The organism is Pedobacter sp. 01N416 (genome assembly GCF_056399685.1).
In genome coordinates this window covers 1-24640 of sequence record NZ_JBFTRT010000006.1, presented here as the reverse complement: position 1 = coordinate 24640, position 24640 = coordinate 1, and the positions used below count along the sequence as shown (strand labels likewise).

Genomic DNA, 24640 nt, shown 5'->3' with positions numbered 1-24640 from the left:
CTATCGGATCAGGGTGACGATCGCTTAAAACCTGTAATCTCGGTCTTTCTGACCTCCAACCTCAGACTATTTCTTCTTCTTAGACGCTTTGACCTCAGACTTCAAACTGCCGACCTCGGACTCTAAAGCCATTTCCTTTTTCAAAAACTTTCCGGTTAAACTGATCGGGTTCTGGATTAAACCTTCTGGTGTACCTTCGAATAAAATCCTTCCGCCACCAGCACCGCCTTCCTCGCCTAAATCGATCACCCAATCGGCAACTTTAACCACATCTAAATTGTGTTCAATTACCAAAATCGTATTTCCTTTATCAACCAGTTCTTGCAATACGCCTAAAAGCACATTAATATCTTCGAAGTGGAGCCCTGTTGTAGGCTCATCTAAAATATAGAAGGTTTTTCCGGTATCTTTTTTAGAAAGCTCTGTAGCCAATTTAACCCGCTGCGCCTCGCCACCCGATAAAGTAACCGATGATTGTCCTAAAGTGATATAACCTAAACCAACATCTTTCAATGTTTTGATCTTCCTATAGATGATCGGGATATTTTCGAAGAAATTACAGGCATCTTCGATACTCATATCCAGCACATCACTGATCGATTTTCCCCTGAAACGAACTTCTAAGGTTTCTCTATTATATCTTTTTCCACCACATTCTTCACAAGGCACCTGTACATCAGGCAAGAAATTCATCTCAATCACCTTTAAACCAGCACCTTGACAGGTTTCGCAACGGCCACCTTTTACGTTAAAAGAAAAACGGCCGGGTTTGTAACCACGGATTTTGGCCTCGGGCAGCTGTACAAACAAGTTTCTGATGTCGGAGAAGACTCCGGTATAAGTAGATGGATTAGAACGAGGTGTTCTGCCGATAGGTGCCTGATCGATTTCAATTACCTTATCAATTTCTTTCAATCCGTTAATTTTCTCGTAAGGCAAAGGTTGTTTTTTCGCCCTAAAGAAATGGTGATTTAAAATCGGATATAAAGTCTCGGTAATCAAACTCGATTTACCACTACCCGAAACTCCGGTTACGGCAATAAATTTACCCAAAGGAAAATCTACTGAAACTTCTTTTAAATTATGCCCGGTAGCTTTTATGATAGACAATTTATGTCCATTTCCTTTTCTACGGACTTTTGGCGTTTCAATTTTCTTTTTGCCGTTCAGGTAATCGGCAGTTAAGGTATTCGACTTCAGGATCTGTGCGGCAGTTCCTTCTGCAACTACCGTTCCGCCGTGGATACCTGCTCCAGGACCAACATCAATTACCCAATCGGCCTCCAGAATCATGTCCTTATCGTGTTCTACCACCAAAACGGTATTTCCAAGATCACGGAGATTTTTAAGCGCATTGATTAAACGTTCGTTATCGCGCTGGTGCAAACCGATACTTGGCTCATCGAGGATGTACATTACATTCATCAATTGAGAACCGATCTGCGTAGCCAAACGGATCCGTTGTGCCTCACCGCCTGAAAGCGTACGGGCTGTCCTATCGAGCGTTAAATAGGTTAAACCAACATCTGTTAAGAAACCGATCCTGGCTTTAATCTCTTTTAAAATTTCCTTTGCAATAATATTCTGACGGTCGGTAAGTCGTTCATCTACTTTTTCGAACCAGATATTCAGGTTGAAAATATCCATTGATGACAGTTCGAAAATGTTCTTGCCATCAACTTTGAAATGCAGGCTTTCTTTTTTAAGTCGTGCGCCGTTACACTCCGGACAGGTTTTCAGTTTACGGAAAGTTTCCATATCATCAACCGCAGCCTCACCCCGTTTTTCGTTCTGCTCTTCGAGCATTTTAATAATACCATCGAAAGTGATATTATAATTCTGAACGTTCCATTTATTGTACTCAACAGCCACATTGATCAGATCGTGTGTACCGTTTAGGATAATATTGATGATATCATCACCCAGTTTTTCAATTGGGGTAGAAAGCGAGAAATTATATTTTTTGGCCAGCGCTTTTAATACCTGGAACATCCAGATATCACGATATTCGCCTAATGGAGCCAAACCACCGTTTAAAATACTCAGCTTTGGGTTTGGAATCACTGATTCTTTATCCACCACGAAGATATAACCTAAACCGTCACAACGTTCGCAGGCACCATATGGTGAGTTGAATGAAAAACTGTTCGGTTGAGGTTCATCGTAAGAAATACCTGTGGTTGGGCACATCAAAAACTTACTGAAATGCGCAACGTTATTATCTTTATCGCTGATTTTGATCACACCTTTACCCATTTTCATCGCAATCTGCAACGAATCTAGCAAGCGTTTTTTATCCTTCACATCAATGATCAAACGGTCAATCACCACTTCGATATCGTGAATTTTATAACGGTCTACCTGCATTTTAGCAGAAATATCCTTTATTTCTCCATCTACACGAACCTTTACATAGCCTTGTTTACGGATCTGCTCGAAAAGCTCGCGGTAATGCCCCTTTCTACCTTTAACAACAGGCGCAAGAATATTTACTGCAACACCATCAAATTTATTAAAGATATTCTGCAGGATCTGGTCTTCGCTCATGCGCTCCATCTTCTCGCCAGTATTGTACGAATAGGCATCGGCAACACGTGCATAAAGTAAACGCATAAAATCGTAAATCTCGGTAATGGTACCTACGGTAGAGCGCGGGTTTTTACTGGTGGTTTTTTGCTCAATGGCAATAACCGGGCTCAATCCCGAAACCTTATCTACATCAGGGCGCTCCATCCCGCCCATAAACTGGCGGCTATAGGCACTAAATGTTTCCATATAGCGGCGCTGTCCTTCCGCGTAAATGGTATCAAAAGCCAACGAAGATTTACCGCTTCCGCTTAACCCTGTTATTACAACAAGTTGGTTGCGTGGAAAACTGACATCTATATTCTTTAAATTATGTACCCTCGCACCATATACTTCTACATCTTTTTGCTCGCCGAGGTCGATAGATTTATTGCTCATATTTATTAAAAGTTGGAGGCAAAATTGAGCCTTTCAAAAGACAAAATTTCAATCCGCAAAAATGCTAAAAATTTTATCAAAATGAAAGTCTAATGCAATCTTGATTAAGGATTAATTGTCATAATGTCGACTTCTATTTCGTAGGAAATCAGACGTAAACAGAAGATACAGATTAAAAGGCTAAAAAAAGTTTTCGCCATACTTCACAAACGCTGTAAACGATACAATGGTTTTGTATTTTTAGAGAACTTTTAAAATTTTAAGCTCCTTACCCAATGCAACCTAATAAGCATCTTAAAAAAGATCTCTCGACTCCGCTGCTCTCCGCTCGAGATGACGACACACCTGTGGGCACCATGCGAACCAATGAACCAATGGCTAATAAACCAACCTACCACTCTATCGTCGTTCCATTCTCTGTCGGATGTCCGGTACAAACCAAAACCCTGCCTCTTTCCAACTCATCATCAGTAAGCACCTCATTGTAATCCATCCTTACCCCACCTTTGGTGCAATTGGCCACACAGGTACTACATACACCCCCGCGACAACTATAAGGGAGTTTGATTTTATTTTCCAGCGCAACATCTAAAATTCTTTTTGGCCAGGGCACTTCAAGGTTATAAGTTTCCCCTCTAAAGTTTAAAATTACCGAATAAGTGTTTTTATCGACAAGCTTTTCTGCCGAACCATCATCCTCATCCACCTCATCTTCTGGCAATACAAAGGTTTCTCTTTTAATCTGTTTGATATCGAAACCCATGCCCAGCAAAGTAATCCGGCATAAATCCATATAAATTATCGGGCCACAGCTGTAAAACAGCGCATCATTCCGATCAAAATGCAAATGTTCTTTGAGTAGCTTTTCGATATAGAATTTGTTTAGGCGGGCCGTCATTAGGTTTTTGCTATTGCTGAAAACCCAAACAATCTTTAACCTATCCGGATATTTCTTTTGCCATTCGTTCAGCTCATCATAAAATAATGCATCCTCCATTGATCGGTTACTATATACCAGTGTAACCAACGATTTTTTCTCACGCACCAATGCTGTTTTCAAAATCGAGAATAATGGAGTAATCCCCACTCCTGCAGCGAACAGAAAAAGATCGCGTTTCAGGTTTTCTTCTGGCAAGTAGCAGAACATCCCTTGAGGCTCTTGCGCCAATAGAATATCATTTACCGAAGTTTTATGGTGTAAAAATCTCGAAATCTCTCCATTTTCTACCCTTTTTACTGTAATAGCCAAAGGCTCATCCACATCTGGCGAGCTGTTAAAAGAATACGACCGCCTTATTTCCTTATGTTTTCCCTGAAAAATCAATGAAATAAACTGACCTGCCAAATACTTTGGATATTGTTGATCTACCTCCTCAAACTGAAAAGTAATATTATCACCAGGCTGATTTATGATTTTATTGATGCGCAGTTTGAACATAATACAAAGAAAGGAAATTGATTTATTAGTTCAATCGTTCATTGGTCATTAGTTCATTGGTTAGCATAATGCAGAAGTATCTCCGTGCTAATCTGTGTTTCCGTGGCTAAATGTTTATTGGTTCAATTGCCGTTTGTTCATTAGTTAGCACCGTGCAGAAAAACAACTCCGTGGTTTCGGTGTTTCCGTGGCAATAAAGTTCATTGGTTTATTTGCCATTGGTTCATTGGTTAGCAAAACAAATTTGTGTAATCCAACATCTGTGCAATCGCCTTCATAAAAAAAGCGTCCCGATTTAAAACCGGGACGCCTTACCAAATGCTTGTCTTTATCTTAATTATATTATTCGGCGTTGTAGGCCAATAATACTCTCGGTTTTTCGTAACCGTAACGTTTCGGATGTTCCATAATCTGTTTCATAGAAATCACTTTATAAACATAGCCTCCGGTTTCGCGGTTCAGCTTCATTTTGTAGTAATTGTCTTGATTTTGATTATTGATCTGCTTGCGCAGACGTCCGTCRCCAACATTGTAAGCCGCAGCTACCAATGTCCAGCTTTCTAAACCTTTATACATTTCTTTAATGTATTTGCAGGCAGCGATGGTCGATTTACGCAAATTATAGCGTTCATCAACATTTCCGTTTACTCTTAATCCATAGGTACGGGCTGTGCCAGGCATAAACTGCCAGATTCCGGCTGCACCTTTTGGAGAAACTCCTTCCGCCATTCCAGATTCGACCAGGGCCAAATACTTAAAATCGTTTGGAATTCCGTAGGCAGCAAGAATAGGCTCAATTACAGGAAACCATTTTGCTGCTTTTGCATGCAATTTATTGGTTTGGGTATTTCCGTAAGTGTGTGCTGCAAGGATTTTTTTCATTTTGCGTTCTACCTTTTTATCGCCTAACGGCAGGGTTTCTTCGGCAAAATTTAACTGTGCCATTAAAGATAGCGGCTTTTCCGCATTTTCAACTTCCAGGCTATCAGATTTGGGTATTGTAGTGTTTAATTTTTCTTCTTTTAAAAGACTTTTTTGTGCTAAGGGCATTTGGTAAGCGAACACTTTTGCCAAGATAAATAGTGTTGCCACTACCGCAAATGGTACGATGTGTTTCTTTAACATTTTCCTCCTTTTTTTGGTGAACTTATATAAAAACGTTGGCAAAGGTAAAAAATAATAAGCACATTATCAAATAGTTACAAAACTAACCCCAAAAATCAGCCCCTAAAGCACTTTAAACGTGGATTTTAAATTTTGATTTTCAGCGTAATTTTCCTATTTTAGAGGCTATTTTTTTATCTAATTTTTTCGCTCTTAAAATTGTTATGTTCATCAATTTTTCATAAATTTGCAACCCGCATTTTTAATGCGGCTAAAAGCGTATCATGATAAATAAAAACAACAGGAACAGTCGGGATGACAAGTCCAAACCAGGCAGTCGGAAAACAGAAGGCAGAAGTAGTTCGGCCGGGTCTGAGAGAAGAAGATCAGACGACAAAGACAGCAAATTCAAAAAATCATCCGATTCTAAAGACGGCTTCAAACCTAGAAGCTCAGAGGGTAAAGATTTCAAATCAAAATCTTTCGGAGACAAAAAAGACTTCAGGCCAAGAACAGGAGACCGTAATTTTAAATCGAAAGATGGAGAATCAACAGGTTTCAAATTTGGAGACCGCGAGTTTAAATCAAAAGATAACAACTCAAAATCAGAAGACCGCAGTTTCAAGCCAAGAGAAGGTGGATCGAGAGATTACAAGCCAAGAACTGGAGATCGTGATTTCAAATCGAGAGAGGGAGGATCAAGAGATTACAAACCGAGAACAGGAGACAGAGATTTTAAACCAAGAGAAGGTGGTGCAAGAGATTATAAGCCAAGAACAGGAGAACGCGATTTCAAATCTAAGGATGGAGATTCGAGAGATTTTAAACCGAGAACTGGCGACCGCGACTTTAAACCTAGAGAAGGCGGATCAAGAGATTACAAGCCAAGAACGGGAGACCGTGATTTCAAATCGAAAGATGGTGGACCAAGAGATTTCAAACCGAGAGAAGGTGGCTATAAAGATTACAAATCAAGAGGCAAATCTGATGATTTCAAGCCAAGTGCTGGAAGTTCAAGAGATGTAAAACCTAGAGAACCGAGAGAAGGCGATACCCGTCCGTTTAGAAAACGCGAGGATGCTCAGCCAAGAGATACAGAGTTTAACCGCCCAGAGCGCACTGTAATTGCCCAAGGCCGCAAAACAAATGAAGAGAAAGGCTTAATTCGCCTTAACAGATATATTTCAAATGCAGGTATCTGCTCTCGCCGTAAAGCTGATGAGCTAATTGCTGCCGGCATTATTACCGTAAACGGAGAAGCCATTACCGAATTAGGACATAAAGTTGATCCAGCGAAAGATTTAGTACGTTATAACGGCGAGCTATTGAAACGCGAGAAAAAAGTTTACGTTTTATTAAACAAACCAAAAGATTACATCACCACTACCGACGATCCACAAGAACGCCGTACCGTAATGCAATTGGTTGACAAGGCGAGCCGCGAGCGTATTTACCCAGTTGGCCGTTTAGACCGTAATACAACAGGTTTATTGTTGATGACAAACGATGGTGATTTAGCAGATAAATTATCGCATCCTAAAAACGGTATCACCAAAATTTATAATATTGAGCTGGATAAAGCTTTATCACAAGGCGATTTAAACAAAATTGCTTTTGGTTTAGAGCTGGAAGACGGATTGATTAAACCCGATAACATTTCTTACGTTGCGGGTGGAACCAAAAAAGAAATCGGCATCCAGATCCATAGTGGTAAAAACAGAATTGTTCGTCGTATTTTCGAACACCTGGGTTACAATGTAGAAAAATTAGACCGTGTAGTATATGGTAATCTGACTAAGAAAGATTTACCACGTGGCAGATGGCGCTATCTTGAAGATCATGAATTGATCCAGATTAAACATCTGATAAAATAATACGTAAAAGGCAACCAATGGTTGCCTTTTTTGTTGCTTATTAAAAAAAATTGTTATCCTGAGCAATCAATTTTTTCAGAAAAACATTGGAGTGGATATTACAGGTACCACGCATCGTCATTCTCAACTTGATTGGGAATCGTAATGCCTTAGTTGGGTTTGTAGGTTGCATTAAGATTCCCGCCTGCGCGGGAAAGACGACCGTTCTTTGGAATCCATCAATGGTAGTATAGTCCAATTTGAGGATAGCCCAACATTATTGCATCTCAATTGCAAATTACATTTTACGATTCCAAAGTAAATTAAGAACAATGAAAACGGTTTATTAAATGGAAATTAATTTCCGTGCTCTTCCGTGCCTCCGTGGCTAATTACATTTTAATTCCCCATATTTGTCAAAATCAACATCGTTTTTCATGAAAAAAATTAGTTCAGTATTTATACTTTCTATACTATCAACGCTAACATTTGCGCAAAAAACCAATTACAACCTTATTGTTGGCACCTATACCGCACCTGGAAAAAGCGAAGGAATCTATACTTACAACTTTAATAGTTCAACCGCAGCTACAACGGTAAAAAGCATCACAAAAAACACAGCCAACCCGAGTTATCTGGCCGTTTCTCCAGATCAGAAATTTGTTTACGTGGTTAATGAAACCGGAGCCACCAGCACAGTCAGTGCTTTTAAATACAACGCAACAACAGGTGCTTTAACTTTTTTAAATAAGGTAGACAGCCACGGTGCCGATCCTTGTTTTATTACCGTTGATGCCAAAAATGTTATTGTTGCGAATTATAGTGGAGGCAGTTTAGCGGTATTCGCACGCAAGACTGACGGTGCCTTAACAGAAGCTTTGCAAGTGATTAAACATACCGGAAAAAGCATTGATCCTAAAGGCAGACAAGAGAGTGCGCATGTACATATGGTTAAATTTACGCCAGATCACAAATATTTAATTGTTAACGATCTGGGTGAAGATCAAACTTACATCTACAACTATAACCCTACCTCAAAAGAAAAAATATTAACCGTTAAGTCGGTAATTAAAACCAATGCAGGCACTGGTCCTAGGCACATCACTTTTAGTCCAAATGGGAAATTTGCCTATTTAGCGCACGAATTTAATGGCAGCATAACCGTTTTCGCCTATTCGAATGGAAGTTTAACCAAAATCCAGGAAATTGGTACTACGCCAAAAGATTTTACCGGAAAAATTGATGGTGCCGACATCCATGTTTCGGCTGATGGAAAATTTCTTTACGAAACCAACCGCGGAGATGCCAATAGCATTTCTGCCTTTTCAATTCTGTCGACCGGAAAATTGAAATTCATCGAAACAGTCAGTACACTCGGCAAAGGGCCAAGAAACTTCACGATTGATCCGACTGGAAATTTCCTATTGATCGGTCATCAATACACCAACAACATCGTTATCTTCAAGCGAAATAAAATTACTGGCAAATTAACCGATAGCGGTAAACGCATTGATGTTGGCGCGCCAGTTTGTTTAGTTTTTAATTAATCACCTAAAATTAAGCCAATGGAAAACTTCGATTGGACCAGATTCACCATCAAGATTGCTGTTAAAGCGAAACTTGAAGACATGTACAATGCCTGGACAAAAGCCAGCGAAATTGAGAAATGGTTTTTAAGCGAGGCGGAATTCTCTGACGAAAACGGCATATTGCTCAACAAAACGCAAAACGTATTGAAAGGCGATAAATACAAATGGATCTGGTATCTGTATGATGATATTGAAAAAGGGAGCATAACTGAAGCCAATGACAAAAATGAACTTCAATTTACTTTTGCAGGCGAATGTTTGGTCGACATTAAACTCAGAGAAGAGTTTGAGTATGTAGTTGTAGAGTTGACGCAAAAGAATATTCCTTTAGATGAAAATGCAAAAAGAAATATTCGCTTAGGTTGTCATAATGGTTGGAGTTTTTATTTGGTTAATTTAAAATCTGTTTACGAAGGTGGTTTGGACTTAAGAAATAAGGATAACCGCTTTAAGCCCATGCTGAATAATTGAGAACTGAAAAACAATTTTAGCAGAAAAAACACCAAACACGATCGTCATCCTGAGTTCAGCCGAGGATCTTTATAGCATGATAGATACTGAAACAAGTTCAGTATGACGATATGAGTAAACGCGTAAATAAATTAAGTTCCATTATCTTACGCGAGCGTCCTGCTGAATTTATTTCAACATCTTTATTGCCAGAAAACGAAATGAAATAGAACAACAGAGGTTATGGAACGAGGCGGCTGCGTTTACATATTAACGAATCACACACATACGGTTTTGTATATCGGCGTAACATCCGATTTATATTTCAGGATAGTTGAGCACAGGGAGAAGAAATATCCAGATTCATTTACAGCCAAATACAATTGTATCAAACTTGTTTATTACGAGCAGTTTGATTCTATTGAAGAAGCCATTGCGAAAGAAAAACAATTGAAAAACTGGAAGCGGGCCTGGAAGATTAATCTGATTAATCAAAATAACTCAAATTGGGAGGATTTGTTTGAAACCCTAGAATAAAGCTGAAATACCCATTCGATCCGTCACCCTGAATTCATTTCAGGGTCTTAATGACAACAAACTAGCATGATAGATACTGAAACAAGTTCAATATAACGAAACGCCCACTCCCCGTCGCTCTGAATTCATTTCAGGGGCTTAATGACAACAAACTAGCATGATAGATACTGAAACAAGTTCAGTATGACGAATCTCGGAAATATATTACCTTTGCTAAGGAAATGAATTGTAAATCAACATACTTAGAAAAAAATCATTTAAAATGGACGGCAATATTAGTCCTGTTTCTGAGTTTGTTCACATTTTCGAGCAACCAGGCCAATTCAGTCACCCTTCAATCGAATCCAGTTTTTCAAACAGAATGGGTATCTGGATTACAAAAGAGTTTTTCTACTTCAAGTGTTTTCAACAAGTCAACAAGAAAAACATGCACTTCGATAAATGAATACGATCTGCAGATTTCTGCTTTTAATGAGTTAGTAAAAACCAAATTAACAAAACTCGCTAAAGCATTCTTACCTACGTCAAATACTTCAAGCTTTTTTGTTCAGGAAACAATCTCACAATACCCCACTGAAATCCCTACCAGCTAATTGAAGCTTTAGCCATTATCAGGCTATTTAATTAGTACTTACAGGTCTATTGGTTATTTAACCGACAAGCCATCATTCTATCGAAACATGAAACAGTTCAAAAAAGCCCTGAGGCTAACAGGATTGGTATTGCTGATTCTTTTAGCCTCTTTTGGACTTGGAGGAGGTGTTCCTATTCCTCCACCTAATAGAAGAGAAAACCATATTGAAATAAAAATAGAGTTAAAAGAAGCAGAAGATAAAGAAAAACTAACTTTATCAGCTATCAGGGAATAAAGAAAAATGGCCCCGATTTTCATTGGGGCCATTCAAATATTATATTGTCGCTTATTATGCCGGTTCTGCAACTCTGGCTACATTGCGATATGGGAATTCATTAAAGATATGTCTGCGGGCAAAACGGCCTGGAGAATCGGCGTTAACCAATTTCACGTAGATTGCTTTTGGCACATCGAAATATTCGTAAGCACTTCCATCAAAAAACTGGATATTTAAAACCTGTTGTTTGTATTCGAAATCCTGAATATTCGACAATGTTGTAGTTTGCGTGTACGTTTCGATATTCTGTTCGCGTGTTTCTGGCGCAATACTTACCAAGAAATGGTAAGCTTCGATAATTTCTTTACTTCTAGCTTCTGCATCTAATTTCTCTTCTTCCTGCTGAAATTTATCAGGGTGACAATCTTTCATCAATGTGCGGTACACAGATTTAAGCTCTTTTAACTCAGCATTTTTATCTACGCTCAAAAGCTTTCTGTAATCAACTATTTTCTTCATTTGGGATAACCTCTTTTTTAATTTTGTCGAAATGATTTTAGGGATCTTTATCTGCAAAACCGTTTCAAGCCGCAAAGATACGATTTATAATCATTTGATTTTGAGAAAGTTTAATTTGTTAAATATTGCTGATATGATTCATCAACTAACGAGTTCTCCTGTATCTTACTTAAGTTTTTTAACAACAGATGCACACGGATTTATCATCTGTGTGCATCCTTTTATCTGTGGTTAAATATAACGTGATACTTAAATTGTTAATATTTAGCTTGTAATGAGTTTTCGATTACTTCCTTATAATAGTTAACATAAACAGGTAGGATCTTTTTCAGGTCAAAATCTTGTGCCCTTGCAAAAGCATTTTCTTTGAAACGATTCAGGGTTTCATCATCCTTTAATATTTCAATGGCATGGGCTGCCATTGCATCTACATCTCCAACATTGCTCATGTAGCCACAAAATCCGTCAACGTTCAGCTCAGGCAAACCACCCGCATTTGTAGTAATTGCCGGCACTTTACAAGCCATTGCCTCTAATGCAGCTAAACCGAAGCTTTCAGATTCTGATGGCATTAAGAAAAGATCTGAAACCGATAAGATTTCTTCAACCGCATCTTGCTTACCTAAAAACCTTACATTTTCGCAAATATTCAACGATCTGCAAAGCTGCTCATCGTAAGCACGCTCTGGCCCATCGCCTACCATTAATAGTTTCGACGGAATAACCGCTTGTACTTTTTCGAAAATCCTAATCACGTCAGCCGTACGTTTTACTTTCCTGAAATTACTGGTGTGGATTAAAATCCTTTCGTTATTTGGCGCGATCGCTTTTTTGAAGTGACCTTTTGCCTGCAAACTGAAGCGCGAAAAATCTATAAAATTTGGGATTACCTTAATTTCTTTTGTAATCTCGAAATGATTATAAGTATCTTCTTTTAAATCTTCTGATACTGTAGTTACACCGTCGCTTTGATTAATAGAAAAGGTAACCACGGGTTTATAAGTTGGATCTTTACCCACCAAAGTAATATCGGTACCATGCAAAGTTGTTACCACCGGAATATGAATACCATAACTTGCCAAAATCTGTTTCGCCATAAAAGCAGCAGAAGCATGTGGAATGGCATAATGAACGTGTAATACATCCAATTGTTCAAAACGGACAACATCTACCAGTTTGCTGGCCAGTGCCGATTCGTAAGGAGCATAATCAAAAAGTGGATAATCTCTTACCGAAACCTCGTGATAAAACAGGTTGGCAGAAAAGAAATCGAGCCTGGCAGGCTGACTATAAGTAATAAAGTGAACCTGATGTCCCTCGTTAGCAAGTGCTTTACCAAGTTCTGTTGCAACTACTCCACTACCGCCAAAAGTGGGGTAGCAAACAATTCCTATCTTCATTGTACATGTATTGTTGTTATCGCAAATGTACCCGATTTTAATCTATAATGCGTGTCGGCTTATTGCAATAAAAAAGACGAGATATTGAGTAGAGATTTTATAAGAGATTGTAGGAAAATTATTGCACTCAAATTATTATTTGAGATTTCGCATTTCTTCTTTTATTACAAGAAAAAGTTCGTTAGGCCTTTGGGTACCAATAAAATATTCCAAGCCATCGCGATCGGTTAAAACAACCGCATCTTTACCCGATGAATAAAAACGGATCGTACCTTTTGTGTGCAGGTTGTAAACCGGGTTATTGAAAAAATAACGGCTATAAGTTGCCTTACGTACATCAACAATACTATTCAGGTCTATCTTAACACGTTTGGTTGTCCAAAGACCATCCAAAATCATACTGCCATTATCTACTACAATTTTGTACTGGATAAGGAAAAGTAAAAGCATAGAAACACCGATGATCCCGAAGCCTACAACGAGGAACAAGTCTTGTGTATTGTCACGATCCCGCTCATAAACATAGGCTGCAAAACAGAACGCAGCCATAATAAGCCTAATGAAAATACGGACATAATCACGGCCGATGTACTGTTTTTCGATATAGGCGTATTTGCTTTCCACTTATTTAATTTTGAGTTCGAATATAGCAACTTTTTTTGTTGCTGTAGTTAATTTATATCGGTTATCCTGCCGCATACCTGCAATCCAAACAATTTCACCATTGCCGTTAACCAAAATCGGCGTAACGCTTTTCAAATGTAGGGGAACTTTCTCGTCAATAAAATAATCGCTCACTTTTTTGGGATTACGCATACCCAATGGAATAAATTTATCTCCATTTTGCCAATTCCTCAACACCAAAGGGAAAATTAATTTATCAGCATTTACAAACGCTTTATTCGAGTTAATTTCGAATTTCACTTCATCTGTAAACCTCAACGATATTTCATCATTAGCAAAAGCAATGTTTTCTGTTGTTGGGTGGATAAACTGATTAGCAGTAACCGATGTGTTTTTTTCAACGATAACCAGATCACTTCTATTGATAATGGCCTGATGTGTGGCGCTAAAAAAATGTGTACCACTTAAAGCCTTTAAACTGTCTAAAATTTCCTGCACTACATTTTCGCCAAAATTAAAAGGCTTAAGTAACTCGTAAAGCAAGAGCTTTTGCGGGTTTAATTTCGAAACCTCCTCCAAAGGAATATAAATGCCATCATTCCTTTTATTTAGGATTTTATTTGCAAGTTTCTCAACCTGGATATTTAAAAAAGCTTCCAATTCAGCAAAGCGTGAGATATTTTCGGCAAATGTTTTTTCGAGATTAGGGTTAATCTCCTGCAGATGTGGTACTACCTGTAGTCTGATTTTATTCCGTGTATAATTTGTACTTGCGTTCGAGCTATCTTCTACAAAATCGATGTTATTTGTCCTTACAATTTCATCAATCTGCTGTCGGTTCAAAAAGAGCAAGGGTCTGATCAGTAAATCACGTTTAGGTAAAATGCCATGCAATCCACTTATGCCTGTGCCACGGGTAAGGTTAATGAGTACGGTTTCTACCGCATCGTTTTGGTGTTGGGCCAGGGCTATATAATCGTAACCTTCTTTACGCCTAATTTCTTCAAACCAGTTATAGCGCAGATCGCGTGCTGCCATCTGGGTAGAAATTTTATTTTCGGCTGCATATTTTTTGGTATCAAAATGCGTTATATAAAAAGGTAATCCTAAACTTTTGGCCAGTAGCGCAACAAAACTTTCATCACGTTGTGCCTCATCAGCCCGTAAATTAAAATTACAATGTGCCACACCAATATCAACGCCTATTGCTTTAAACAAATGCAACATTAATACCGAGTCTTTTCCTCCACTTACGGCCAAAAGGATCTTGTTAGCCCGAACAAACAGCTGGTGCTGTTCAATAAAATCCTGAAATTGTTTTACGGGTAACATCCACCAAAAATATTTAATTTTAACTGGTATTCCGAACGTTCGGAACAAAAAACTAACTTTGTAGTGTGCAAAAACTATTTGTCTTTTTATTTCTTTTAATCAGTCCAGTATTTTTATTCGGTCAGCGACCCGCTTCGAAGATTAAAATCGTATCGTTCACAAAAATAACAGGCGATCTTAAGAATAAGGTAAACTACCTACGAAACCCTGTTTTCCAACAAGATAATGCAACTTTAACCTGCGATAGTGCTGTATTTTATAGCGAGCGAAACTATTTCGAAGCTTTTAAAAATGTACATATCAACCAGCTTACCACTGATATTTATTCAGATCAATTGGAGTATGATGGGAATAAAAAACATGCGCATTTAACCGGAAATGTGGTGATGAAAGACCCAACATCCACTTTAACCACCAATATTTTAGACTACAATACCCTTAGCAAGATAGGCACTTATACCAGTGGAGGAAAAATTGTAAATCAAGAGGTAACAGTAACGAGTAAAAATGGCTATTATTTTAGTCAAAGAAACGTAGCCTACTTTAAATATGATGTGGTAGTAGTTACACCTCAATCGGTCATAAAATCGGATACGATGAGCTATAATACTCAGGATAAATGGACCTATTTTTATGGTCCTACAAATATCAAGGGAAAAGACGATAATCTTTACACCGAAAATGGCCAGTATAATACGATGACTGAGGATGCTTTTTTTGGAAAGAAAAACCTATACACGCAAGGCACCAGATCTTTAAAAGGTGATAGTTTGTATTATTTCGGAAAAAAAGGAATTGGTAAAGCAGTAAAAAACATTGTTTTTTCTGACACGAAAGATAAGATGAAGATGTTCGGTGATTTGGGCTATTATTATAAACTGGATCAAAGAACATTGGTTACCCGAAATGCATATCTTGGCATTGGCACGGAAGATTCTATAATGGTGAAGAATAAAAAAAGGCCAGATAGTTTATGGATGGGTGCCGATACTTTAGAAACGCAGATGGTGCTACAAAAAACCTTAAAGCTAATCCCTAAAATTTCGATTAAAGCCGACAACCAGGTTGGCGAAGATGATGAAGATACCGGTGAGAAAAAGGGAACCACAGAACCTAAGGAGAAGCCTGAAACACAAAGCACATTAAAAGACGACCGAAACAAACGCAACACCGCAAAAATAAGCAGGGCTGATAGGAAGAAAAAGAATAAGGGTGAGGCGGTGGCGGAAGATCCGCTTAACCTGAAGGATAAAAGCATTGATAGTGTAAAATCGAAAGTAGATTCGCTTGGCAAAGATCTGCCCAAGCTTAACATTGATAGTTTGCAGAAAAACAATCTTTTAAAGAACAAGGCTGATTCTATTATCAAAAATCTGCCTAAACTTAAAACAGATAGTCTGAAAAAGCTGACTGATAAAGCCAATTCGATAGTAAAGGATGTATCGAAAACAAAAGTCGATAGCCTGCAAAAGAAGACCGCCGATAAAGCTTCTCCTATTGTAAAGGATATTTCAAAAACAAAAATCGATAGCCTGCAAAAAAAGATAACAAAATTCGGCATTAAAGATAGTTTAACAAAAGCGCTAGGAAACTTAAAAACCGGCGCATTAAAGACTGATACAGCCAAATTTAACCCAGCTGATACCGTTCAAACGCGTATCATTAAGGCTTACCACGGCGTTAAGATTTTTAAAACGAATATACAGGCTAAAACCGACAGCCTTTTTTACACCAGTGCCGATTCTACGCTACGTTGCTACAGTAATCCGATTATCTGGTCAGAAGGTTCTCAACAGGTTGGCGATACCATCTTTGTTCAGTTCAAGAATAAAAAACTTAATAATTTACAGGCATTTAGAAATGCATTTTTAGTAAATACACCAAAAGATTCGCTAAGATTTAACCAAATAAAAGGAAGGTTAATGACTGGTTTCTTTACCAACGGAAAATTCAAGAACCTATATGTGGATGGCAATGCCGAAAGTATTTATTATACCCAGGATGACAGTACAAAGGTGTATAAAGAAATGAATCAAACCCTAAGCAGCAGGATAAAATTCATCTTCAAGGACAAGGAAAATGCAATTGAGGAAATTGTTTATATCAAGGGAATAGAAGGAGCTTTGAATCCGGAAAACACGATTGCAAAAGATCATGTTTTAAAAGGATTTTCGTGGAAACCTACCGAACGCCCAAAATCAAAAAAAGATGCCATTGGCTCGTCTGGAAAACCTAAACCCAAAGCAAAGGCAAAAGCAGTTGCTGGTAAAACTGTAGCCGGCGCTAAAACCACAGCCCCTACAAATAAATCAGCAACAGCAGCACCTGTGGTTAAGCCGAAAATCACATTGGGAAAAGACAGCTTAAATGTGGATAAGAAATTGCCACAAACCAAACCGGCAGACACCACCAATTTTGGCATTAAACCCATTTTACCCAAAAAGGACTCAGTACAGGTGAAAAAAGTGGTTGGTAAAATGTAGTTTTTGTTATTCACTGAATTAATGGTTAAATTTATTTATGGATTTACAATCAGAAAAACTAAATGTACTTCAACAGATCATTAATTCGAATGATGAAAGTTTAATTAGAGATATTAAATCACTAATTACCGCAAGGGACTTTGATTGGTTTGATGGATTAAATAGTAACCAGCAAAACGATATTATGGAAGGCATAAATCAACTTGATCGCGGCGAAAGTTTTAGCCATGAAGAGGCAAAAAAAAGATTTAGCGTGTAATGGATATTATTTGGTCTAAAAAGGCTGGCGAAACTTTCCAAAAAAATATTGATTATCTAAAAGAAAATTGGACAGAAGTAGAAGTAAAAAAATTTATAACAAGGGTTTTTAGTTATCTCGAAACACTATCTGAAGAACCATTAATCTCAAGAAAAACTTATAAAACAAAGAATACACATATAGGCATGATCATACCGCACATATCAGTTGTGTACCGAATTAAACCAAAAACCAACACTTTAGAGATTGTGACCTTTATAGATAATCGACAAAGTAGCAAAAAGAAAAAAAGATTTTTATAGCTCAGTCCTTTTCAAAAACGCCAACATCTTTTTTAGTGCAATAGCCCTGTGACTGATTTTATTCTTCTCTGTCATGTCCATTTCGGCAAAAGTGATATCATAACCATCCGGCTGAAAAATGGGATCGTAACCGAACCCCTTCGAACCTGATAATTCTGTTCTGATGGTTCCTTCTATTATGCCTTCAAAAATATGGTTTTTACCATCCTGCATTAAAGAAATCACTGTTTTAAACCTTGCTTTTCTGTTGGAGTTGCCCTCAAGTTTAGCTAAAACCAATTGAATATTTTCTAAACTATCCCTGCTTCCAGAATATCGGGCAGAGTAAACTCCTGGTTCGTTATTCAAAGCATCTACCTCTAAACCGCTATCGTCGGCAAAACAATCTAAATTAAAATGTTCAACTACATAGCTGCTTTTTAAAGTAGCATTTCCTTCAAAGGTATCTGCAGTTTCAGGAATATCAACTAAACAACCAATATCTTCCAGATTCAGCACCTCATATTTACCTTCAAGTGCAGCCCGTATTTCTTCGGTTTTATGTTGATTATTGGTCGCAAATACAAGTTTTTTCATTTTAAGGAAGGTAAAAGGTGTAGGGTGTAGGGTGTAGGGTTTGAAAGATTAACTGTTTCTTTGTTACCTGCTTATTTAATTTTTTGAAGATGCCCCCAAAGTGTTTTCTTCGCAGTTAAATCGCTATCCAGATGATGGAGGTTTGGGGCAAATATAATCCTGGTGGTTTCGTGAACGATGATTTCATTCTGCCAGGTAAGGTTCAGTCTCAAGTCGGCAATCTCTACTCCAAAAGACAACATAATGGCAGGTTTAAAAAACCTATGCAGTTCTGCATAGTCAGTTCCGCTATAATTTGCATAATTTAAAATGGCAAAATCAGGTGTGCCCAAATCTACTGCCTTCACAATTTTCCGCAGCAGTTCCCTGCCCTGCTCGGTGCTTACATCATTCTGATTATCGTTTACCAAAATCAGAACCGATTTTTTATTTCCACCTAAAAATTTAAACGTTTTTTCTGGCGCTGGTTCGGCCACAATATGCGGAATTTCAGGACCTTGCGTATAAACTTTAGGTACATTTGTAGGATTAATTCCAGGAATTTGTGTTGTTTCTTGTTTTAAAACAGGTTCTTTTGCTTCCACAACGGAAACATTTTCGACAGCAAAAACTGGCTCTGGATTACGTAAAGGCAGAATTTCTACGCTTTCATCCTTTACCAAGAAAACCTCTTCAGTAAAAAATAAACGTAAAGCATTCGCATTGTTGGTAACCTGGTTTTCCATTCGTATTTTTGTTGGATAATAATTTCTGTTAAAATTAGTTAAATATCTTATAATAGCGTCGCTAATTGTTACTTTTATCCCTTAAAATTTATAGAGTGCTCTGTGTGAGGAAAGCTTACTGCTTATTTGTTTTTAGCTTTATTTATAGCATTTCGTTTGCACAAAACGTGGCTGTGGTAAACGGTAAATCAATAAGTACCAAAGAATTTATGTGGGCATACAAAAAAAGCCATAACGGAAACGTTAGTGCAGCATACGATACTTTACAAGCATATTTAAACTTGTATATAAATTTTAAGCTTAAAGTTTTAGATGCCCGGGAGATGGGATTGGACAAAAACGCCAGCTACCAGGAAGAAATCAAAACTTATGAAGACGCATTAACCACCCATAAAAAAGTTGGGGTCAGCAATAAAGACCGCGATTTTTTATTGAATGAATACCGCGAAGGTGTTTTAATGTTCAATGTTTCGGAACAAAAAATATGGAACAAAGCACAGGAAGACGAGCAGGCGATAAATGAATTTTACACAAAAAACCAACAAAATTACAATAAACCTTTAAGCGAAGTTAGAGGAGAGGTAATTGCCGATTACCAACTAAGTTTAGAAGAAAAATGGCTAAAAAGCCTTAAACAAAAATATCAGATCAAAATTAACGAAAACGAGTTAAAAAAGCTTGCCAAGTTATAGCCAACCTGATTTTTTTGGCCATAAGTATTAAATTTGCAAAATATAACAAATAGAATGAAGAAAGTTTTTTTAGTAGCAACCGCTTTAATTTGCCTGTTTTTAAACAGTTTCGCTCAAAAGCATACTGTAGATAAAGTTGCTGCTGTTGTAGGAAATAATATTATCCTGCTATCAGATTTAAACCAACAATACACACAATATCTTTATCAGGGTAACCAGCCTAACAACGAGATTAAATGTAAACTCTTACAACAAACCTTAACGCAAAAGCTGCTTAAACAACAGGCCGAAATCGATTCGGTAATGGTTGAAGATGGTGCAGTTGATGATGAGGTGAACAAACGTATGCGTTATAGCATGCAGCGTGCAGGTGGTCAGGAGCGTTTAGAGCAATTTTTAAATAAATCTGTTCTGCAGTATAAAGATGAGATCAGACCATCGGTAAAAGATGAGTTGATTGCACAAAAAATGCAACAAAAAATCACTGAGAACATTAACGTTACACCAATGGAGGTTGAAAAATACTTCAAAACTTTGGGCGATAGTGTTCCTCAATTTAATACAGAGGTAGAAGTTGGTGAAGTGATTTTAAACCCGCAGTTAACCCGAGCAGAAAAACAAAAATTCCGCGATAAAATTGAAGCCCTTCGTTTAAGGGTTAAAAGTGGCGAAGATATGGGTGTGTTAGCTAAAACCTATTCTGAAGATCCAGGTTCTGCCGCCGATGGTGGTGACTATGGTTTTATCGACAGGAATACCATGGTTAAAGAATTTACTGCCTGGGCATTTAAACTGAAAGCTGGAGAAATTTCACCAGTGTTCGAAACAGATTATGGTTTCCACTTTTTACAGGTTTTAGAGCGCAGAGGCGAACAAGTACACGTTAGACATATTTTAATTATGCCTAAAACTACACCAGAAAGTTTAACCCGTTTAAAATTGCATGCAGATAGCATTTACAACAACATTATCGGTAAAAAATTAAGTTTCGCCGCTGCTGCAAACCTTTATTCAGATAATAAAGAGAGTAAATATAATGGTGGTATGATGCTCAATGCCGAAAATGTTCAGGCAAGAAGTACTTTTATCCCGGTTGATAAATTAGATCCGTCGGTGTTCTTGGTAATCGATAGCATGAAAATCGGTGGTATTTCTAAACCAGATTTATTTACAGCAGCTGATGGAAAACAAGGGTACCGCATTTTATATTTAAAATCTAAAATTCCACCGCACAAAGCAAACTTAGCTCAAGATTTCCCAAAAATCAGAGATGCCGCACAAAGTGATAAAATTAATCGTACTTTAAGCGAATGGTTTGAAAAACGTCGCGAAAGCACTTACATTAAAATCGACGATGAATTTAACACCTGTGATGAATTAAAAATTTGGACTAAAACCACAGCCGCAAAATAATACCAATGCAGTATAAGAACGAAGTAGAAGCTGTTGATGCACTTCATCAATCTTTCAACAACATTAAAGCCGAAATAAGCAAAGTAGTAGTTGGACAAGATGACATCATAAAATCTGTTTTAATCGCCATTTTTAGTAACGGACACTGTCTGTTGGTTGGCGTACCAGGATTGGCAAAAACGTTACTTGTACAAACGGTGGCTTCTGTTTTAGACCTCGATTTTAACCGCATCCAGTTTACACCCGATTTAATGCCAAGTGATATTATTGGCGCAGAGATTTTAGGAGAAGACAGGCACTTTAAATTTATAAAAGGGCCTGTTTTTTCTAATATTATCCTCGCTGATGAGATTAACCGTACACCACCAAAAACCCAGGCTGCTTTATTAGAAGCCATGCAGGAGAAATCGGTTACCGCAGCTGGGCAAACCCATATTTTACCAAAACCGTTTTTCGTTCTGGCCACACAAAACCCTATTGAGCAGGAAGGAACTTACCCCCTACCCGAAGCTCAGTTAGATCGTTTCATGTTCAATATTCAATTAAATTACCCTGCCTTTGCAGATGAATTGAACATTGTAAAAAACACGACCAGCAATAAAACCGTTCAACTGCAGAAAATTATCCATGCAGATGATATTCAATATTTCCAGAAACTGATCCGCGATATTCCTATTACCGATAATGTTTTGGAATATGCCGTAAAACTGGCTGCTAAAACCCGTCCTAATAGCGAGTTTGCTACCGATGCCGTTAATAAATACATCAGTTGGGGTGCTGGTCCGCGTGCCTCGCAGTTTTTAGTGTTGGGTGCAAAATGCCACGCCGCCGTAACGGGGAAATACTCGCCAGACATTGAAGATGTTAAAGCAGTTGCTGAGCCTATTTTACGCCACCGCATTGTGCGTAACTACCGCGCAGAAGCTGAAGGCTTATCAATCGAGAAAATCATTAAAGATTTATTGTAGTAGCATTAAGCTAGTCGGGATTTGCAATCCCGCCTTGATGAGCCAGAATTTTTAACTTCTATTAGTAGATTACAAATCCACAATACAGCAGGTCGAGATTGCAAATCTCGACCAACGGAATTTTTAATCCTTACATTGTGGATTGCAAATCCAGACTAACGAAAAATATTATTATTTTTAAACTTAATATTCTACAATAAATTATCACGCTCAAAATGGAAGAAAAATACCCAAGTCTGGTAGAAAGATTACAATCTACATTTATCGACACCATAATTATCATCATTCTTATGGTGTGTTTTTCAAATGTATTAGACGGCTTTAACAATGTACCAGAATGGGTACGGATCTTATTATTTGCATTTTTATTTGTGATTTATGAACCACTTTTCATGACATTTGGCTGCACCATCGGTAATTACATTAAAGGAATAAGAGTAAGGAAAAATGAGGATATTCACCAAAAAATCAATATCGGCCAATCTATAATCAGATACCCTATAAAGTTTGCTTTAGGCTGGATCTCCTTTCTAACGATTAACTCAAATCTACGCAGAAGAGCTATTCACGATCTGGCTTCAGGTAGCGTAATGATAAAACTTTAATTTTCCTCATTTTAGCTTCCGCTAATCGTGGTTTACAATCCCAACTAGCGAAAATTGGTTACCTTTTATAAAATATGGTATTAAAGTTTGTAAGTTCCGTTCAAATACGGATGTATCAAACATGATCCTCGATTTTATCAAAAGACGTTATATTGCGCTTATTTCATTATTACCTTATTTTGCTCTTTGGGGTCTTTGCTTTAACTTTTTCCATTTGGTTGCAGAGAACCCAAAAAGCAGTTGTGGTGCTGCCAATGGTGGAATGCTAGTTATGATGTCGTTTGCCATGGCATCTACGACTGTAATATTCCTTGTCTTTAGTCTTATCAGTAAAGGACAGAAACGCAGAGATTTTATAACAATACTTTTCATCACGTATTTACCTTTATTGATTGCTGTTATAGACCTAGCAACCTAAAAGTACAGGCCAATATAAATCCAGCACAAACAATTATATTTGTTTTAAGATGGATGCGAATAAACTTACCGGTGCTATAGCCGCACTAATGGATGAATATAAAAAGGCGATTAACGAACTGATTGCAGTAATCGAACCAATTAGCCCACATCAACTGATTAAAACCATTGAGCCAGAAAGTTCAAATTCAGATTGCATTTCCATTCAAACTATCTTAACGCATGTAACTGCTTCGATGTTTAGTTATGCGGTGTATATTGAAAATTCTATTGGATTGAAAACAGTCAGGCCGGAACGATTGCAGTTTGACCATATCACACCTTATATCTCAAGGATACGGGAAGCGCTTAAATATAACGAGGACTTTTTCACCAGAAATCCCGACATCACCATGGAAGAGTTCGATCAATCCAAAAAGATAAATACAGGGTGGGGACAGCAATATGATGTAGAACAAATGTTAGAACATGCCATCGTTCATATTTTAAGGCATAGGCGGCAGATTAAAAATGCTTTAATTCAATTTAATGCTTAAAACTAAAAAATTGAGTGCTCAAACCAATTTCTATAACCGGTTTTCATTTTTATATCCACTGGTCGATGTTTTTCTTAAACCTCAAAAGGAAAAGTTTTTCGATGAGATTAATCAATTGCCCTGTGGAAACCTACTCGAAATCGGTGTTGGTAATGGCTCTCATTTTCCACTTTATAAAAACCACAAAATTACCGGGATAGAAATTTCTTCTTCGATGTTAAATGTGGCTGAAAAAAATGCAACAAATGATATCGAATTATTTCAAATGAATGGCGAGCAGCTCGAGTTTGCAGAGAATAGTTTCGATTATGTGGTATTATCGCATGTAATTGCCGTTGCAGATCAACCTGAAAAATTACTGATGCAATGCCACAATGTTTTAAAACCAGGAGGAAAACTCTTAATTCTAAACCACTTTACGCCAAATAATTCCTTAAARTACCTAGATCGGCTATTTAATTTTTGTTCTGGATGGTTCCATTTAAAATCTTTATTTTACATAGAGAATATTAAAGCGATTAATCAGTTTAAACTTGAAAAAGAAATCGCTTTAAAACCATTCTCCTATTTTAAAATTCTAATTTTCACCAAACCTTGAAAAAGCACTATTGGTATATTTTCTTTGCCTTGATAATCAGCCTGTTCATATATGTATTTTACAGGACTGATAAAACCTTGGTAAACCAGATTATCATTCAATTGATCTCTTTCAAAACCTACCAAAGCTTGAAACAGACCATCACAGCAAGCTTGCCATTAAACGAGTACCTGGTCTATTCACTTCCTGAGGGTTTATGGGTTTTCTGCATCACCTTAACCTCAAAAGAATTTTATTTTGATCTTTTCAAAAAACGCATCAATTGTGTTTTCATTCCACTTTTATTCGTTATAGCACTCGAATTATTTCAATTATTCCATATCACCAATGGCCGTTTCGACTTTTTCGATATTGGCATCTCCTTGTTTTTTTGGTTTATAGCGGCTAAAATTATCGATACGCAGC

General features: G+C 37.6%; 24 protein-coding genes and 1 pseudogene. 16 read left to right on the top strand and 9 right to left on the bottom strand.

Going from position 1 to position 24640, the window contains the following annotated elements:
• Positions 1-66: 66 nt before the first annotated feature.
• The 3 genes from uvrA to AC1DND_RS00760 form a co-directional block, all read right to left on the bottom strand.
• Positions 67-2964, bottom strand: a complete 2898-nt coding sequence (gene uvrA / locus AC1DND_RS00770) for an excinuclease ABC subunit UvrA (RefSeq protein ID WP_477578292.1) — start codon at positions 2962-2964, stop codon at positions 67-69.
• Between the two features lie 391 nt (positions 2965-3355).
• A complete protein-coding gene (locus AC1DND_RS00765) occupies positions 3356-4402 on the bottom strand; it encodes a 2Fe-2S iron-sulfur cluster-binding protein (RefSeq protein WP_477578290.1) in 1047 nt (348 codons plus the stop codon).
• Positions 4403-4744: 342 nt separating this feature from the next.
• Complete coding sequence (locus AC1DND_RS00760) at positions 4745-5527, bottom strand: lytic transglycosylase domain-containing protein (protein WP_057931183.1); 783 nt, start codon at positions 5525-5527, stop codon at positions 4745-4747.
• 263 nt (positions 5528-5790) lie between these two features.
• Between AC1DND_RS00760 and AC1DND_RS00755 the strand changes: the two genes are divergently transcribed.
• The 5 genes from AC1DND_RS00755 to AC1DND_RS00735 all read left to right on the top strand — a co-directional run bounded on the left by AC1DND_RS00755 (position 5791) and on the right by AC1DND_RS00735 (position 10804).
• Complete coding sequence (locus tag AC1DND_RS00755) at positions 5791-7380, top strand: pseudouridine synthase (RefSeq protein ID WP_477578288.1); 1590 nt, start codon at positions 5791-5793, stop codon at positions 7378-7380.
• Between the two features lie 416 nt (positions 7381-7796).
• Positions 7797-8906, top strand: a complete 1110-nt coding sequence (locus AC1DND_RS00750) for a lactonase family protein (protein WP_477578286.1) — start codon at positions 7797-7799, stop codon at positions 8904-8906.
• 18 nt (positions 8907-8924) lie between these two features.
• Positions 8925-9419 (top strand): SRPBCC family protein, encoded by a 495-nt coding sequence (locus AC1DND_RS00745; RefSeq protein ID WP_477578284.1) that lies wholly within the window; start codon positions 8925-8927, stop codon positions 9417-9419.
• A 222-nt stretch (positions 9420-9641) separates the two neighbouring features.
• Positions 9642-9935: a GIY-YIG nuclease family protein gene (locus tag AC1DND_RS00740; protein WP_477578282.1), complete on the top strand. Its 294-nt coding sequence runs from the start codon at positions 9642-9644 to the stop codon at positions 9933-9935.
• A 680-nt stretch (positions 9936-10615) separates the two neighbouring features.
• On the top strand, positions 10616-10804 hold the full coding sequence (locus AC1DND_RS00735; RefSeq protein WP_477578280.1) for a hypothetical protein: 189 nt from the start codon (positions 10616-10618) through the stop codon (positions 10802-10804).
• Between the two features lie 54 nt (positions 10805-10858).
• Here AC1DND_RS00735 and AC1DND_RS00730 read toward each other — a convergent pair whose 3' ends face one another.
• From AC1DND_RS00730 to tilS, 4 genes are all read right to left on the bottom strand, one after another.
• Positions 10859-11305, bottom strand: coding sequence for a KTSC domain-containing protein (locus tag AC1DND_RS00730; protein ID WP_029279950.1), 447 nt, complete (start codon positions 11303-11305; stop codon positions 10859-10861).
• Positions 11306-11562: 257 nt separating this feature from the next.
• Positions 11563-12705 carry an N-acetyl-alpha-D-glucosaminyl L-malate synthase BshA gene (gene bshA, locus AC1DND_RS00725; protein ID WP_057931188.1) on the bottom strand — a complete coding sequence of 381 codons (1143 nt, stop codon included), beginning with the start codon at positions 12703-12705 and terminating at the stop codon, positions 11563-11565.
• Between the two features lie 135 nt (positions 12706-12840).
• Entirely contained in the window at positions 12841-13329 is a 489-nt protein-coding gene (locus AC1DND_RS00720; protein ID WP_029282618.1) for a hypothetical protein, read from the bottom strand.
• On the bottom strand, positions 13330-14661 hold the full coding sequence (tilS, locus tag AC1DND_RS00715) for a tRNA lysidine(34) synthetase TilS (RefSeq protein ID WP_477578277.1): 1332 nt from the start codon (positions 14659-14661) through the stop codon (positions 13330-13332).
• Positions 14662-14726: 65 nt separating this feature from the next.
• On the opposite strand from tilS, the gene AC1DND_RS00710 reads away from it, so the two are divergent.
• The 3 genes from AC1DND_RS00710 to AC1DND_RS00700 are packed head-to-tail and all read left to right on the top strand — an operon-like array spanning position 14727 to position 17705.
• A complete protein-coding gene (locus AC1DND_RS00710) occupies positions 14727-17144 on the top strand; it encodes an OstA-like protein (RefSeq protein ID WP_477578275.1) in 2418 nt (805 codons plus the stop codon).
• 37 nt (positions 17145-17181) lie between these two features.
• A complete protein-coding gene (locus AC1DND_RS00705) occupies positions 17182-17403 on the top strand; it encodes a hypothetical protein (protein ID WP_477578273.1) in 222 nt (73 codons plus the stop codon).
• Entirely contained in the window at positions 17403-17705 is a 303-nt protein-coding gene (locus AC1DND_RS00700) for a type II toxin-antitoxin system RelE/ParE family toxin (protein ID WP_477578271.1), read from the top strand. The genes AC1DND_RS00705 and AC1DND_RS00700 overlap by 1 nt, the downstream gene beginning before the upstream one ends.
• On the opposite strand, the gene AC1DND_RS00695 is transcribed toward AC1DND_RS00700, so the two are convergent.
• Together AC1DND_RS00695 and AC1DND_RS00690 are read right to left on the bottom strand one after the other, a co-directional pair.
• On the bottom strand, positions 17700-18281 hold the full coding sequence (locus tag AC1DND_RS00695) for a non-canonical purine NTP diphosphatase (protein ID WP_477578269.1): 582 nt from the start codon (positions 18279-18281) through the stop codon (positions 17700-17702). The genes AC1DND_RS00700 and AC1DND_RS00695 overlap by 6 nt on opposite strands.
• Positions 18282-18352: 71 nt before the next feature.
• On the bottom strand, positions 18353-19006 hold the full coding sequence (locus AC1DND_RS00690; RefSeq protein ID WP_477578267.1) for a hypothetical protein: 654 nt from the start codon (positions 19004-19006) through the stop codon (positions 18353-18355).
• Positions 19007-19173: 167 nt separating this feature from the next.
• Here AC1DND_RS00690 and AC1DND_RS00685 point away from each other — a divergent pair, with 167 nt between their 5' ends.
• From AC1DND_RS00685 to AC1DND_RS00650, 8 genes and pseudogenes are all read left to right on the top strand, one after another.
• Complete coding sequence (locus tag AC1DND_RS00685) at positions 19174-19698, top strand: hypothetical protein (protein WP_477578265.1); 525 nt, start codon at positions 19174-19176, stop codon at positions 19696-19698.
• A gap of 54 nt (positions 19699-19752) precedes the next feature.
• Positions 19753-21111, top strand: a complete 1359-nt coding sequence (locus tag AC1DND_RS00680; protein ID WP_215125317.1) for a peptidylprolyl isomerase — start codon at positions 19753-19755, stop codon at positions 21109-21111.
• Between the two features lie 5 nt (positions 21112-21116).
• Entirely contained in the window at positions 21117-22079 is a 963-nt protein-coding gene (locus tag AC1DND_RS00675) for an AAA family ATPase (RefSeq protein WP_029279992.1), read from the top strand.
• A gap of 215 nt (positions 22080-22294) precedes the next feature.
• Entirely contained in the window at positions 22295-22684 is a 390-nt protein-coding gene (locus AC1DND_RS00670) for an RDD family protein (RefSeq protein WP_477578262.1), read from the top strand.
• A gap of 121 nt (positions 22685-22805) precedes the next feature.
• Positions 22806-23102, top strand: a complete 297-nt coding sequence (locus AC1DND_RS00665) for a hypothetical protein (protein ID WP_477578260.1) — start codon at positions 22806-22808, stop codon at positions 23100-23102.
• Positions 23103-23151: 49 nt separating this feature from the next.
• Positions 23152-23637 (top strand): DinB family protein, encoded by a 486-nt coding sequence (locus AC1DND_RS00660; RefSeq protein WP_477578258.1) that lies wholly within the window; start codon positions 23152-23154, stop codon positions 23635-23637.
• The gene (locus AC1DND_RS00655; protein ID WP_477578256.1) at positions 23630-24235 is read left to right on the top strand and encodes a class I SAM-dependent methyltransferase; all 606 of its coding nucleotides are present in this window, start codon (positions 23630-23632) and stop codon (positions 24233-24235) included. The genes AC1DND_RS00660 and AC1DND_RS00655 overlap by 8 nt, the downstream gene beginning before the upstream one ends.
• 128 nt (positions 24236-24363) lie before the next feature.
• Positions 24364-24640: pseudogene (locus AC1DND_RS00650) on the top strand (hypothetical protein); the annotation flags it as partial.

What these genes read in the sequence shown, in the direction of transcription:
- uvrA (WP_477578292.1), bottom strand. Translation starts at nt 2,964, where the DNA reads ATGAGCAATAAATCTATCGACCTCGGCGAGCAAAAAGATGTAGAAGTA.
- AC1DND_RS00765 (WP_477578290.1), bottom strand. Translation starts at nt 4,402, where the DNA reads ATGTTCAAACTGCGCATCAATAAAATCATAAATCAGCCTGGTGATAAT.
- AC1DND_RS00755 (WP_477578288.1), top strand. Translation starts at nt 5,791, where the DNA reads ATGATAAATAAAAACAACAGGAACAGTCGGGATGACAAGTCCAAACCA.
- AC1DND_RS00750 (WP_477578286.1), top strand. Translation starts at nt 7,797, where the DNA reads ATGAAAAAAATTAGTTCAGTATTTATACTTTCTATACTATCAACGCTA.
- AC1DND_RS00745 (WP_477578284.1), top strand. Translation starts at nt 8,925, where the DNA reads ATGGAAAACTTCGATTGGACCAGATTCACCATCAAGATTGCTGTTAAA.
- AC1DND_RS00740 (WP_477578282.1), top strand. Translation starts at nt 9,642, where the DNA reads ATGGAACGAGGCGGCTGCGTTTACATATTAACGAATCACACACATACG.
- AC1DND_RS00735 (WP_477578280.1), top strand. Translation starts at nt 10,616, where the DNA reads ATGAAACAGTTCAAAAAAGCCCTGAGGCTAACAGGATTGGTATTGCTG.
- AC1DND_RS00730 (WP_029279950.1), bottom strand. Translation starts at nt 11,305, where the DNA reads ATGAAGAAAATAGTTGATTACAGAAAGCTTTTGAGCGTAGATAAAAAT.
- bshA (WP_057931188.1), bottom strand. Translation starts at nt 12,705, where the DNA reads ATGAAGATAGGAATTGTTTGCTACCCCACTTTTGGCGGTAGTGGAGTA.
- tilS (WP_477578277.1), bottom strand. Translation starts at nt 14,661, where the DNA reads ATGTTACCCGTAAAACAATTTCAGGATTTTATTGAACAGCACCAGCTG.
- AC1DND_RS00705 (WP_477578273.1), top strand. Translation starts at nt 17,182, where the DNA reads ATGGATTTACAATCAGAAAAACTAAATGTACTTCAACAGATCATTAAT.
- AC1DND_RS00700 (WP_477578271.1), top strand. Translation starts at nt 17,403, where the DNA reads ATGGATATTATTTGGTCTAAAAAGGCTGGCGAAACTTTCCAAAAAAAT.
- AC1DND_RS00695 (WP_477578269.1), bottom strand. Translation starts at nt 18,281, where the DNA reads ATGAAAAAACTTGTATTTGCGACCAATAATCAACATAAAACCGAAGAA.
- AC1DND_RS00690 (WP_477578267.1), bottom strand. Translation starts at nt 19,006, where the DNA reads ATGGAAAACCAGGTTACCAACAATGCGAATGCTTTACGTTTATTTTTT.
- AC1DND_RS00680 (WP_215125317.1), top strand. Translation starts at nt 19,753, where the DNA reads ATGAAGAAAGTTTTTTTAGTAGCAACCGCTTTAATTTGCCTGTTTTTA.
- AC1DND_RS00675 (WP_029279992.1), top strand. Translation starts at nt 21,117, where the DNA reads ATGCAGTATAAGAACGAAGTAGAAGCTGTTGATGCACTTCATCAATCT.
- AC1DND_RS00670 (WP_477578262.1), top strand. Translation starts at nt 22,295, where the DNA reads ATGGAAGAAAAATACCCAAGTCTGGTAGAAAGATTACAATCTACATTT.
- AC1DND_RS00665 (WP_477578260.1), top strand. Translation starts at nt 22,806, where the DNA reads ATGATCCTCGATTTTATCAAAAGACGTTATATTGCGCTTATTTCATTA.
- AC1DND_RS00660 (WP_477578258.1), top strand. Translation starts at nt 23,152, where the DNA reads ATGGATGCGAATAAACTTACCGGTGCTATAGCCGCACTAATGGATGAA.